The organism is Neobacillus notoginsengisoli (genome assembly GCF_003515685.1).
GTDB classification, from domain to species: domain Bacteria; phylum Bacillota; class Bacilli; order Bacillales; family Cytobacillaceae; genus Bacillus_D; species Bacillus_D notoginsengisoli.
This window is the reverse complement of the sequence record NZ_QWEG01000025.1, coordinates 1-12,048: the sequence shown is the minus strand read 5'-3', so window position 1 is coordinate 12,048 and position 12,048 is coordinate 1. Positions and strand designations below refer to the sequence as shown.

Genomic DNA, 12,048 nt, shown 5'->3' with positions numbered 1-12,048 from the left:
AAAATGGCGAATAGCTTATCCATGGAATTAGCGGGAAAAACAAAAGAGAAGGCAAGGCCTTCTCTCCCCCCACTAGAGCCAAGCACATCCGACAATTATCAGCAGAATGAAAAGCACAACGATTAAGGCGAATCCTCTGCCAAAACCACAGCCGCCGACTCCGGCGGGATATCCATATCCACATCCGTAATAACCGTACATAAAACGAACCTCCCCGCGCGATGTTTGCCGGCCCTCATTACCGGGCGACTATTACAGCCTATGCAACATGGCATTCTGCAGTTTGGGCTTTTGCCCAGTCATTTTAGCGTTTTATAGAATAAAAAAATAAAGAGGGTTGGACATGCCTTCAACTAAGAAGTAGTTGTCAAAAATGGGAACAAACTATATAGTAGAATTGTTATGATAAGGAGTGATAAAACTTGGCGTTTTCTCCGGTGAAAAAGCTGTTTTTCTTATTAGCTGCAACTGTTTTAGCTCTTACAGGCTGTCTGGGCCAAAAATCTCCCGAAGAGCGCATGTATGAAGTAATGGAAAATGCGGTCAGCGCAGAGAAAGAATTTGAAGCCCAGCAAAATCCGTTAGTTGATCTTGAAAAAAAAGAAAATGAATTATTCGATAAAATAATTGGCTTGGGTATGAAGGAAAAGGCTCAAATCGAAAAGCTTTCCGATGAGGCACTTTCACTGGCTGCGAAAAGAAAAGACCATATTGAAAAGGAAAAAGAAAGTATTCAAGAATCACGGAACCAATTCAAGGAAGCCTCATCCACTTTGGAAAAAATCAAAGACCCTGAACTTAAGGAAAAGGCCGTTTTCCTTATCAAAACAATGAATGAACGCTATGATGCGCACAAGACATTATATGACGAATATAAGAAAGCGATTGAAGGTGATGAGGACCTTTACAATTCCCTAAAATCAGAAGATATTACTTTGGAGGACCTTGAAAAGAAGGTCAATAGCGTGAATGCGCACTATTCAAAAGTTCTTGAAGCGAACGAAAAATTTAATAAGTTGACAGAAACATATAACCAGGAAAAGCTTGCATTTTATAAAATGGCGGGGCTGGATGGAGATTCATAAAAAGCCGGGATCCTTCCCGGCTTTTTTCACGCAGAAAAACAGTCAGCTTACTACATAATTAGCAGAAAAGCAGACTAGTACAGTTTTTATTTTTGTTATGATACAGATTGAAATTTCACAAACTTTATTTTCAACATTATTATAGTAGAAAATTTATAGTTCATGTTTGTTGACGGTTTGAAGGCGGATGTTGTACACTCAATTAGGTAGGGGTTGTTGTATTAATATGCCGGGATTTAAAACTGGTACAGTGCAATTTGCCGCAGATGGAGAAAATAGATGTTTTTTGGCAAGGGGAATGTGGAAAACTATATAAATGTATGCTTGCGGCCCCATAAAAAGAAAAGGACGGCCCAATCATTTTGGAGTGGAAGAGGCCTAATTTGATTTTATTATTAAAAAACATTATATGAAATCTTTAGGGCAAACTAAGCAAGTATCTATTCCCTTTAAAATAAACCCCGAGTGAGTTTTGTCAACAGAAAATATCAGATGAAGGAAAGGAAAGGTGGCAGAACATGGCTTCTAAAACAAAGAACGCCCAATTCGATGCGAAAAAAACGCTCGAGACAGTAGAGCAGCAATTTGAAATGCTCCAAATTTTAAATGAAGAAGGCAAGGTTGTCAATGAGGGGGCTATGCCTGAGCTGAGTGATGACCAGCTGCAGGAATTGATGAGTAGAATGGTCTATACTAGAATCCTTGATCAGCGTAGCATTTCGCTGAACCGCCAAGGGCGTCTCGGTTTCTACGCTCCTACAGCAGGCCAGGAAGCCTCACAGCTTGCGTCGCAATATGCCCTCGAAAAAGAAGACTTTATATTGCCAGGCTACCGTGACGTTCCTCAAATTATTTGGCATGGCCTTCCTTTATACCAGGCCTTCCTGTTTTCAAGAGGACATTTCCAGGGCAACCAGGTTCCAGAGGGAGTCAATGTGATTTCTCCGCAAATTATCATTGGAGCCCAGTATGTCCAAGCGGCAGGGGTAGCGCTTGGGATGAAGAAGAACGGTGCCAAATCTGTAGCAATTACTTATACAGGTGACGGCGGTGCTTCGCAAGGTGATTTTTACGAAGGAATCAACTTTGCTGGTGCTTTTAATGCTCCTGCGATTTTTATTGTCCAAAATAACCAGTTTGCTATCTCTACACCAGTTGAGAAGCAATCAGCAGCTAAAACAATTGCACAAAAAGCGGTTGCAGCCGGTATTCCTGGAATCCTGGTTGATGGCATGGATCCATTAGCTGTCTATAAAGCCGTAAAGGATGCGCGCGACCGTGCAGTTAACGGAGAAGGCCCAACTCTAATTGAGACAATGACATACCGCTATGGCCCTCACACGATGGCTGGGGATGACCCGACTCGATATCGTACATCAGATTTGGATAGCGAGTGGGAAAAGAAGGATCCTCTTGTTCGTTTCCGGAAGTTCTTAGAAGACAAAGGTCTATGGAATGAAGAGAAAGAAAATGAAGTAATCGAAAAAGCTAAAGAAGATATTCGAGAGGCTATTAAAAAAGCAGATGCTGCTCCGAGACAAAAGGTAACAGACCTCATGTCAATCATGTATGAAGAAATGCCTTTCCATCTCAAGGAGCAATATAAAATCTACAAAGCAAAGGAGTCGAAGTAAGCCATGGCTCAAATGACAATGATTCAGGCAATTACTGATGCTTTGCGCACAGAATTGCGTAACGATAAAAAAACACTCGTGTTTGGCGAGGACGTTGGTGTAAACGGCGGGGTCTTCCGGGCAACAGAAGGCCTTCAGAAAGAATTTGGGGAAGAACGAGTATTTGATACGCCGCTTGCTGAATCCGGAATCGGAGGCTTGGCAATCGGCCTCTCATTAACTGGCTATCGTCCTATCCCGGAAATTCAATTCTTTGGCTTCGTATTCGAAGTTTTTGATTCTATTGCCGGCCAAATGTCCAGGATGAGGTATCGTTCTGGAGGCGTTTATAACATGCCGATTACAGTCCGCTCCCCATTCGGTGGAGGCGTACATACTCCAGAACTTCACTCTGACAGCTTGGAAGGATTAATGATGCAGACTCCTGGACTGAAGGTCGTTGTTCCTTCCACTCCATATGATGCAAAAGGATTGCTGATATCTGCAATCCGTGACAATGACCCAGTTATTTTCCTTGAGCACCTGAAGCTTTACCGTGCTTTCCGTGAAGAGGTTCCAGAGGAAGAATACACAATTCCTTTAGGAAAAGCAGATGTAAAGCGCGAAGGCTCTGATTTGACGATCATTACTTATGGAGCTATGGTCCATGAATCACTCAAAGCAGCCGAGGAGCTTGAAAAAGAAGGCCACTCTGTTGAAGTGATTGACCTTCGGACACTTATGCCAATTGACATTGAAACAATTGTCGCGTCTGTTGAAAAGACAGGTCGGGTTATTTTTGTTCAGGAAGCCCAAAAGCAGGCTGGTGCAGCGAGCTATGTTGTTCGCGAACTAATGGAACGTACTGTTTTAAGCCTGGAAGCTCCGGTGCTAACAGTCGCTGCTCCTGATACAGTCTATCCGTTCTCCCAGGCGGAAAATGTATGGCTTCCTAATTATAAGGATGTCATTGAAACTGCGAAAAAGGTTCTTACATTCTAAATCAGGCAATTATTTATGGGGTTAATTCGCTCTGAAATCCATCAATAATAGGAGGATATACCATGTCATTCCAATTTAAAATGCCTGACATCGGTGAAGGAATTCACGAAGGTGAAATAGTTAAATGGTTTATCAAACCTGGAGATAAAGTACAAGAAGATGATGTGTTGTGCGAAATCCAAAATGATAAAGCTGTTGTTGAAATTCCCTCGCCTGTCGAAGGCACCGTTGAAGAAATACTAGTTGGCGAAGGTACCGTTGCAACAGTTGGACAGGTGCTTGTAACGTTTGATGCACCAGGTTATGAAAACATGCAATTTAAAGGTGAAGATCAAGATGACGCCCCAGCTGCCCAGGAAAAGACTGAGGCACAGGTGCAATCCACACTTGAGGCGGGCCAGCAATTGGATAAAGATAAAGCCGATGCTCCAAAGCCTGAAGGAGCCACAGGCGCAGGTGCCGCAGCTGCTGATGCTGCACCTGAAGCAGAAATAGACCCGAACCGCCGGGTAATTGCAATGCCTTCTGTCAGGAAATATGCCCGTGAAAAAGGCGTAGATATCCGTCAGGTTGCCGGTTCAGGTAATAATGGCCGCGTCTTGAAAACTGATATTGATTCCTATCTGAATAAAGGCCAGGAGGCAGCCAAAGACGTTCAGCCAACAGGTGCTGAAGCGGCAGAAACTGCCCAGGCGACAGAGTCCAAGACGGTCGTCCTTGAGGGACAATATCCTGAAACACGCGAGAAAATGAGCGGAATTCGCAGGGCTATTGCCAAAGCAATGGTTCATTCCAAGCATACAGCTCCGCATGTAACCTTGATGGATGAAGTCGATGTTACAAAGCTTGTCGCACATCGTAAGAAATTTAAAGAAGTCGCTTCTGAAAAAGGAATTAAGTTAACTTATCTTCCTTACGTCGTAAAGGCATTAACAAGCGCACTGCGTGAATACCCAGCATTAAATACGTCAGTTGACGATGAAGCAGGAGAAATCATCCAGAAGCATTATTTCAATATCGGAATTGCAGCCGACACGGATAAAGGTTTGCTTGTTCCTGTTGTAAAGGATGCTGACAGGAAATCTGTTTTCGCCATTTCTAATGAAATAAATGAACTAGCAGCAAAGGCAAGGAGTGGAAAGCTCTCTCCTGACGAAATGAAGGGCGGCTCCTGCACAATAACAAATATTGGTTCGGCAGGTGGCCAATGGTTTACGCCAGTCATCAATCACCCTGAAGTAGCAATTCTGGGAATTGGGCGTATCGCTGAAAAGGCAATCGTTAGCAATGGAGAAATCATAGCCGCACCAGTACTCGCACTTTCCTTGAGCTTTGACCACCGGGTAATTGACGGAGCAACAGCCCAAAATGCGTTAAACCATATTAAGCGGTTGCTCAACGATCCGGAACTCTTGTTAATGGAGGCGTAATAAAATGGTAGTAGGAGATTTTCCGATTGAAACAGATACAATAGTAATCGGCGCGGGCCCTGGCGGATATGTTGCCGCCATCCGTGCCGCTCAGCTTGGACAAAAGGTAACAGTTGTTGAAAAGGCAACCGTTGGCGGAGTCTGCCTAAACGTTGGATGTATTCCATCAAAAGCATTGATTTCCGCCGGGCACCGATACGTGTATGCGAAGCATTCCGAAGATATGGGTGTGAAAGCCGAAAATGTCACTCTGGATTTCTCGAAAGTTCAGGAATTCAAAGCGGGTGTCGTAAAGAAATTAACTGGTGGAGTAGCGGGATTATTAAAAGGAAATAAGGTAGATGTTGTGTATGGTGAAGCATATTTTGTTGATGCCAATACGCTTAAAGTCATGGATGAAACATCTTCACAGACTTATACTTTTAAACATGCAATTGTTGCGACTGGATCCCGTCCAATTGAAATTCCAGCGTTCAAATATACTAAACGTGTCCTCGATTCAACAGGAGCTCTAAACCTTCAGGAACTTCCAGGGAGCATTGTTGTAATTGGCGGCGGTTATATTGGTACTGAACTTGGCGGTGCTTATGCGGCTTTTGGAACAAAGGTAACAATTCTTGAAGGTGCAGATGAAATCCTGAATGGTTTCGAAAAGCAAATGTCAGCATTAGTTAAGAAGAACCTTAAGAAGAAGGGTGCTGAAGTTATTACTAAAGCACTTGCTAAAGGTGTTGAAGAAAGAGAAGACGGGGTAACTGTTACGTATGAAGTAAAAGGCGAAGAAAAGAAAATTGAAGCGGATTATGTTTTCGTCATGGTCGGCCGTCGACCTAATACCGACGAACTTGGCCTTGAACAAGCTGGGGTTGAAATGACGGACCGCGGAGTTATCAAAATTGATAAGCAATGCCGGACGAATGTCCCTAATATCTATGCAATTGGCGATATCGTTGCCGGGCCGCCGCTAGCACATAAAGCTTCTTATGAAGCAAAAATTGCAGCTGAAGCTATTGCGGGCCTTTCTTCTGAAATTGATTATCTAGCAATTCCCGCGGTTGTATTCTCTGACCCTGAACTTGCTTCAGTTGGATATACTGAAAAGCAGGCTAAAGATGAAGGAATTGAAGTTGTCGCAGCTAAATTCCCATTCGCTGCTAACGGACGTGCTCTTTCTTTAAACGAGTCAGACGGATTCATGAAGCTGATTACCCGTAAGGAAGATGGCTTGCTTATCGGCGGCCAAATTGCAGGTGCCGGTGCATCCGATATGATTTCTGAAATTGGACTTGCGATTGAAGCGGGGATGACAGCTGAAGATGTTGCAATGACAATCCATGCCCATCCAACTCTTGGTGAAATCACAATGGAAGCAGCCGAAGTGGCAATGGGCAGCCCAATTCATATTATTAAATAAATTTAAGCAATCTCAAGCTTTTGATAACATAATAAGCCCTTCCCGATGATGGGAAGGGCTTATTTCTGCTTATTTCGCTTTTTTGGAACGATTAGCTAGTGCATTGGAAACTGGCTTAATAATCTGCTCTTTTGTCGCGCTGCCATTAATACGTACCATTACTTTGTCGTTATATATGACAATCAAGGCTGGACCTGATTCAATATCAAATTCATCGTAATACTTTTTTTCGTCCGGGCTGGATAGGACCATGAGATTTTCCATTTCATCAGGAAAGTCATTTTTTAATTCAATCAGGGCGTCATAATAGGTGGACTCTACGTTAAATTCCTTTTCCTCTGAAAAGAAAATAACCTGTTTGGCATTTTTGTCCAGTGCCAATTTAACCTCCTGCTTGCTGCAGGACGCGGTTAAAACAAATGCAACAACAAGTATGGAAAGAGGAAAGCCCTTCATTTTTCTGCCCCCAGTTATTTTTGAAAATGCCCCCGACTCATTTGAATCTCATTCAACTCATTTTAACATACGTTTATTTACAAAAATTCCTTGTCATGCAAATGTTACATAAATGAAAAATACGAACGGAAGGACTGGCATATATATCAAATAAGGCTTGATTATTGTGTTTCTAACAGGCGGTGAGGGAATGAAGGTATATATCGTCCTGCTTCTTCAGTTTATTATTTGGAGCAGCTATACGATAACCGAATGGTTATCCAAGCATGACCATCCTTTATATAATGTTTTAATGTTTTTAGTATTTTTTTATTTGGCTTTGGTCATTTGCCAAAATTTTATTGCCTCTTCAAGGAATTCTTTTATCTTAACATTGTTAAGCCTCTGCCTATATGCCGCACTCCATATATGCCTGGCCTATTTCCAGGTAGCATCATTTTTCAAAAATTGGGTTTAACTGTGCAATTGTTGATTTTCACTTTGTTAACATTAGGATTAACACAGTCTTTTCAAACAAAAAAAACATCCCTGTGGCGGGATGTTGGTTTGGTTACTTTCTTGGATAAAAATACATGATTCTGCCATTGAACAGGTGCAGTTCACCCTTTAGCTTTTTGGCCAGAAACTTGCAGAATTCATTTGCTTTTCCTTTATCTCCCGCGGTCGCGCCTTCAGGCAATGTTACCTGGATATAGGACTGGATGGCAGAATCTCCACTTTCCGTATCAGCAGCCTCTGTGCCAATTCCTAGGATAATGGCATAATAAAGGTCGCGATCAGAAGCGCTTAAATAAAACCACTGGCCTTTTCCTTCATCTGTTTCTTTCATTTCATAAGGAAAGGCGCTTTCACTGAAGTTCCAATTTACTTGGGTGCCTGTCTTGGAAGTAATCTCTTTGTAGTAGTGAAAAAAATCTTTTAGTTCGTCCAATGTAACAGTTTGCTTTGCAGATGAAGGCACCAGCTTAATATAAGCATTTTCAGCCAACATCATCCCCCCTTGTATCTGATAGTCTATACTCTTTAATTGTAGCATTCTCTAATTTCCTTAAACAACTATTTAAGGGGAATACAGGTTATTATTTGATTTTTGCGCAAATCTGAATTATAATAATATTCTATAAACTACAAGGAGGAGTGTTATGAATCAATTTGAAAGACTCTATGATGAGCAGGAAAATGTGAAAGTACGTTTCACTGGTTTTACCACTGAAAATGCCCGCTATGATTTCGGCGTCGTTTATTCCTCTTTGTTTTTTGGAAAACCTCTAGTCGTTTGCATGCAAACCGGACGATCAACTCTCCTCGAACCCAAAGACCTGGACAACATTGACCATCTGCAACATGTTTTTCGGATAGGTGATGAAGAACAGGTAATTGAATTAGTCGAATTCTTCCATGAAATCTTGCCGGTCGCACCCTTTTCAACTCAATACGATTAACAAAGTAAGACAGGCCCAATTGTGGCCTGTCTTTCAATTTCTGGGGAATGATGATACTATTTGCTAATAAAAAATTAAAAGTGTTATACAATATATCTTGAAATTTGAATAAGGTTATATTATTATATAAATAAACCAGATAAAACGCTTTCATTCTGTCGTTAAAGGAGCTGATCAACATGGGAACGATTGTATGCCAAACTTGCAATTCAACGATTGATCATTTCGAAGATGAAAAAGTAACGATTCTCTATTCTAAATGCACTTGTAACAAGTGCCATTCTCACGAAGAAAAACGATAAAAAAAGCCTTCATAGTAAAACAGGATTCCCAACCGGAATCCTGTTTTTTTAACAATTATTTTATGGCTTTGTATTCCTTTATCACGCGGATTGTTTTAATTTCATCGTCTTCAGGCCCCTGGACAGGCAGGCCGACTTCAAGATTCTTTTGAATATAAAGAAGGTTTTCTTTCGTAATGATTTCACCAGGAATGAAAATTGGAATACCCGGTGGATAAACCATGATAAATTCTGCTGTAATTCTCCCTTCGGACTCCTCAAAAGGGACAGTTTCAGTTTCAGAATAGAAGGCATCCCTTGGCGTTAACGCCAGTAAAGGAATGTCCGGTAGATAAACTTGCAACGGTTCTATTTGTCCGTCTCGAAGGATAGATTCCTCCGCTAGCTCCGCTAAAGCCTTGACAAGAATATCCGCCTCATTTTCTGTGTCGCCTGGAGTGACAATGCAAAGGATATTATATAGATCCGAAAGTTCGACCTCTATATTATGCCGATCACGGAGCCATTTTTCTACTTCATATCCTGAAATGCCGAGATCCTTAACAGAAATGATCAATTTCGTCGGGTCGTAATCAAACGCAGCCTTTGACTTAAGGATTTCGGATCCGACACAATAAAGCTTGTCAATATGGTTAATCCTTTTTCTGATGGCTTGGGCGAGGGCGATTGTTTTTGTAATTAATTCCTTTCCTTCGGTAGCGAGTCTTTTTCTGGCTACATCCAGTGAAGCAAGCAATAGATAGGAAGTTGAAGTTGTCGTTAGCATGCTCAATATGGATTGAACTCGTCCCACAGAGACAAGCCCTTCTTTTACATTCAAAACTGAGCTTTGGGTCATTGAGCCGCCCAATTTATGAACGCTCGTTGCGGCCATATCCGCCCCCGCCTGCATTGCGGAAAGGGGCAATTCGTCATGAAAGTGAATGTGGACACCATGAGCCTCATCAACGAGTACAGGAACATTATAAGAATGGGCAATTTCGACAATCTTTCTAAGGTCGGCCGAAATACCGAAATAAGTTGGATTGATTACTAGAACCCCTTTGGCATCGGGGTGCTGGTCGAGAGCCTTGGCAACGGCTTCCGTCGTGATCCCATGTGAAATTCCAAGGTCCTCATCAATTTCCGGGTGTATAAACACAGGAATTGCCCCTGAAAACACAATAGCTGACATGACCGATTTGTGGACATTCCGGGGGACGATAATTTTATCGCCAGGACCACAAACGGTCATCACCATGGTCATGATTGCCCCACTCGTGCCTTGGACTGAAAAAAAAGTATAATCCGCACCGAATGCTTCTGCAGCAAGTTCCTGGGCTTGCTTGATGATTCCTTTCGGGGAATGCAAATCATCTAAAGGGCCAATATTGATCAAGTCAATGCTGAGGGCATTATCCCCGATAAATTTTCTGAAATCAGGGTCAATTCCTGTCCCTTTTTTATGTCCAGGGATATGGAATTGAACAGGATTTTTCTTAGCGTGAGCAATAAGGCCGCTGAATAACGGCGTTTCGTTTTGGGACAAATTTCTCCACACCTCTTTTGCAAAAATAATCTATTTTAACATTATAAATTCCTTAGTAAAAAAGTTCGATGCCAAAAACATGAAGTTAAAACAAATGAAATTATAGCACTTAACTAGTAGAAAGCAAATCATATTTTTATCCTTCCCTTAATAACTTGATTCCCGTAGAAGAAGGAAAATAACCTGTCCAGGCGAATTACATAAAGAGGAATGGTGGAGGAGGCATGAGTATGATTTGGAATACCAGGGTTACAGAACTATTGGAAATTAACTATCCCATTATCCAAGGAGGCTTGGCCCATCTGGCCTACTCTGAATTGGCTGCCGCAGTATCTAATGCAGGGGGGCTAGGGCAAATAACGGCAATGTCTTTGGAAAGCCCGGAACTGCTAAAGGAAGAAATTCAGAAAACAAAGCTGAAAACCGAAAATGCTTTCGGGATCAATTTTGCAATTGGCCAGCATGGAAGGCCTTTTAAACAATATGTGGATGTAGCAATGAAAGAACAAGTTCCGGTTATTTCTGTCACCGGAGGAAACCCCGCGCCTTTATTCGAGCAGTTGGAGGGCACTCCAATAAAAAAGCTTGTCCTTGTTTCGTCAAGAAGGCAGGCAATCAAAGCTGAGCAGATTGGTGCGGATGCCGTCATGGTTGTGGGGCAGGAAGGGGGAGGCCATCTTGGCAGGGAGGATACCGGGACAATGGTCCTCATTCCTAGTGTCGTTGATGCTGTTTCAATCCCAGTTATTGCTTCGGGAGGAATTGCCGACGGAAGGGGACTGATGGCGGCCTTCTCGCTTGGAGCGGAAGGAATTGAAATGGGTACTAGGTTTATTGCAGTAAAAGAATGTGTCCATGCTAGTGAAACCTATAAACAAAAATTGATTGAAGGGAAGGAATCTGATACAGTCATTATTAAAAAATCGCTAGGCGCCCCGGGCAGGGTCATTGCAAATAAATGGTCCAGCAGGATTCTCGAGCTTGAAAGTGAGGGTGCCAAGTATGAAACATTAAGGGATTATATAAGCGGCGAAGCGAATAAACGGTTTATCCATGAAGGAGAGGCGGAAGGAGGATTTGCCTGGGCCGGCCAGGCAATGGGTCTGATCAAGGATATTCCATCTACATCCGAATTAATTGAAAGAATAATTCGTGAAGCTGCTGCAATCCGAAGGAAGTGGGGGACAAATCAATTAAGTTAGGTAAAATAGATATATAGGTTGAACTTAATTTTTACACAAATTAACCAAGGTTCACCTAGAAAAAAATCTCTAGTTCAACCTAGACAGTTGAGAATAATCAAGGAAGTGATCATTTGGACTACCAATACCCGATCGATTATACATGGTCAACAGAAGAGACTGTTCAGGTCATTCAATTTTTTCAGGCGGTTGAGGAAGCATTCGAAAAAGGAATCGGCAGGGAAGAATTCATGGCTGCATACCGGCAATTTAAGACGATTGTACCAGGCAAGTCGGAAGAAAAGAAATTGTGCGGTGAATTCGAGCAGGCCAGCGGCTATTCCCCTTATCAAGCCGTCAAAAAAGCGAAGGAGATTCCAGCGGGTTCAATACTACGGCTAAAATAAAAGGAAAAGGACAAGCCGAGCATACTTTATTATGCTGTCTGGCTTGTCCTTTTGTTTTTTGTTGTTGCGTGCCCAGGCAAGCCGTTAATTGCTAATTGGTGAAAGTCCAATCTGAGTAAGTACCAAGACGCTCATTAGCTGACAGGCAACTGGTGGAGAAATCCTAAGGTTGAAGCCCTGTGACAACG

The 12,048-nt window shown here is 42.3% G+C and carries 13 protein-coding genes; 9 read left to right on the top strand and 4 right to left on the bottom strand.

The window, feature by feature from the left end:
- Window positions 1-72: 72 nt before the first annotated feature.
- Window positions 73-201, bottom strand: coding sequence for a YjcZ family sporulation protein (locus tag D1B31_RS22770; RefSeq protein WP_118924799.1), 129 nt, complete (start codon window positions 199-201; stop codon window positions 73-75).
- Between the two features lie 221 nt (window positions 202-422).
- Between D1B31_RS22770 and D1B31_RS22765 the strand changes: the two genes are divergently transcribed.
- The 5 genes from D1B31_RS22765 (at window position 423) to lpdA (ending at window position 6,544) form a co-directional block, all read left to right on the top strand.
- Entirely contained in the window at window positions 423-1,085 is a 663-nt protein-coding gene (locus D1B31_RS22765; RefSeq protein ID WP_240035401.1) for a YkyA family protein, read from the top strand.
- A gap of 518 nt (window positions 1,086-1,603) precedes the next feature.
- Entirely contained in the window at window positions 1,604-2,719 is a 1,116-nt protein-coding gene (pdhA, locus tag D1B31_RS22760) for a pyruvate dehydrogenase (acetyl-transferring) E1 component subunit alpha (RefSeq protein WP_118924797.1), read from the top strand.
- Window positions 2,720-2,722: 3 nt separating this feature from the next.
- Window positions 2,723-3,700 (top strand): alpha-ketoacid dehydrogenase subunit beta, encoded by a 978-nt coding sequence (locus D1B31_RS22755; protein WP_118924795.1) that lies wholly within the window; start codon window positions 2,723-2,725, stop codon window positions 3,698-3,700.
- A gap of 62 nt (window positions 3,701-3,762) precedes the next feature.
- Window positions 3,763-5,130, top strand: a complete 1,368-nt coding sequence (locus D1B31_RS22750) for a dihydrolipoamide acetyltransferase family protein (RefSeq protein ID WP_118924793.1) — start codon at window positions 3,763-3,765, stop codon at window positions 5,128-5,130.
- 4 nt (window positions 5,131-5,134) lie between these two features.
- Window positions 5,135-6,544, top strand: a complete 1,410-nt coding sequence (lpdA, locus tag D1B31_RS22745; RefSeq protein ID WP_118924791.1) for a dihydrolipoyl dehydrogenase — start codon at window positions 5,135-5,137, stop codon at window positions 6,542-6,544.
- 69 nt (window positions 6,545-6,613) lie between these two features.
- Here lpdA and D1B31_RS22740 read toward each other — a convergent pair whose 3' ends face one another.
- Together D1B31_RS22740 and D1B31_RS22730 are read right to left on the bottom strand one after the other, a co-directional pair.
- Complete coding sequence (locus D1B31_RS22740; RefSeq protein WP_118924789.1) at window positions 6,614-7,000, bottom strand: small peptidoglycan-associated lipoprotein; 387 nt, start codon at window positions 6,998-7,000, stop codon at window positions 6,614-6,616.
- A gap of 550 nt (window positions 7,001-7,550) precedes the next feature.
- Entirely contained in the window at window positions 7,551-8,036 is a 486-nt protein-coding gene (locus tag D1B31_RS22730; RefSeq protein ID WP_240035400.1) for a DUF1885 family protein, read from the bottom strand.
- Between the two features lie 106 nt (window positions 8,037-8,142).
- Between D1B31_RS22730 and D1B31_RS22725 the strand changes: the two genes are divergently transcribed.
- Together D1B31_RS22725 and D1B31_RS22720 are read left to right on the top strand one after the other, a co-directional pair.
- On the top strand, window positions 8,143-8,442 hold the full coding sequence (locus D1B31_RS22725) for a DUF3055 domain-containing protein (protein ID WP_118924783.1): 300 nt from the start codon (window positions 8,143-8,145) through the stop codon (window positions 8,440-8,442).
- A gap of 179 nt (window positions 8,443-8,621) precedes the next feature.
- On the top strand, window positions 8,622-8,744 hold the full coding sequence (locus tag D1B31_RS22720; protein WP_118924781.1) for a GapA-binding peptide SR1P: 123 nt from the start codon (window positions 8,622-8,624) through the stop codon (window positions 8,742-8,744).
- A 55-nt stretch (window positions 8,745-8,799) separates the two neighbouring features.
- Here D1B31_RS22720 and D1B31_RS22715 read toward each other — a convergent pair whose 3' ends face one another.
- On the bottom strand, window positions 8,800-10,272 hold the full coding sequence (locus D1B31_RS22715) for an aminotransferase class I/II-fold pyridoxal phosphate-dependent enzyme (RefSeq protein ID WP_118924779.1): 1,473 nt from the start codon (window positions 10,270-10,272) through the stop codon (window positions 8,800-8,802).
- 230 nt (window positions 10,273-10,502) lie between these two features.
- Between D1B31_RS22715 and D1B31_RS22710 the strand changes: the two genes are divergently transcribed.
- Window positions 10,503-11,474 carry an NAD(P)H-dependent flavin oxidoreductase gene (locus D1B31_RS22710; protein WP_118924777.1) on the top strand — a complete coding sequence of 324 codons (972 nt, stop codon included), beginning with the start codon at window positions 10,503-10,505 and terminating at the stop codon, window positions 11,472-11,474.
- A 113-nt stretch (window positions 11,475-11,587) separates the two neighbouring features.
- The gene (locus D1B31_RS22705; RefSeq protein ID WP_118924775.1) at window positions 11,588-11,860 is read left to right on the top strand and encodes a UPF0223 family protein; all 273 of its coding nucleotides are present in this window, start codon (window positions 11,588-11,590) and stop codon (window positions 11,858-11,860) included.
- Window positions 11,861-12,048 lie beyond the last annotated feature (188 nt).

What these genes read in the sequence shown, in the direction of transcription:
- D1B31_RS22770 (WP_118924799.1), bottom strand. Translation starts at nt 201, where the DNA reads ATGTACGGTTATTACGGATGTGGATATGGATATCCCGCCGGAGTCGGC.
- pdhA (WP_118924797.1), top strand. Translation starts at nt 1,604, where the DNA reads ATGGCTTCTAAAACAAAGAACGCCCAATTCGATGCGAAAAAAACGCTC.
- D1B31_RS22755 (WP_118924795.1), top strand. Translation starts at nt 2,723, where the DNA reads ATGGCTCAAATGACAATGATTCAGGCAATTACTGATGCTTTGCGCACA.
- D1B31_RS22750 (WP_118924793.1), top strand. Translation starts at nt 3,763, where the DNA reads ATGTCATTCCAATTTAAAATGCCTGACATCGGTGAAGGAATTCACGAA.
- lpdA (WP_118924791.1), top strand. Translation starts at nt 5,135, where the DNA reads ATGGTAGTAGGAGATTTTCCGATTGAAACAGATACAATAGTAATCGGC.
- D1B31_RS22740 (WP_118924789.1), bottom strand. Translation starts at nt 7,000, where the DNA reads ATGAAGGGCTTTCCTCTTTCCATACTTGTTGTTGCATTTGTTTTAACC.
- D1B31_RS22730 (WP_240035400.1), bottom strand. Translation starts at nt 8,036, where the DNA reads ATGCTACAATTAAAGAGTATAGACTATCAGATACAAGGGGGGATGATG.
- D1B31_RS22725 (WP_118924783.1), top strand. Translation starts at nt 8,143, where the DNA reads ATGAATCAATTTGAAAGACTCTATGATGAGCAGGAAAATGTGAAAGTA.
- D1B31_RS22720 (WP_118924781.1), top strand. Translation starts at nt 8,622, where the DNA reads ATGGGAACGATTGTATGCCAAACTTGCAATTCAACGATTGATCATTTC.
- D1B31_RS22710 (WP_118924777.1), top strand. Translation starts at nt 10,503, where the DNA reads ATGATTTGGAATACCAGGGTTACAGAACTATTGGAAATTAACTATCCC.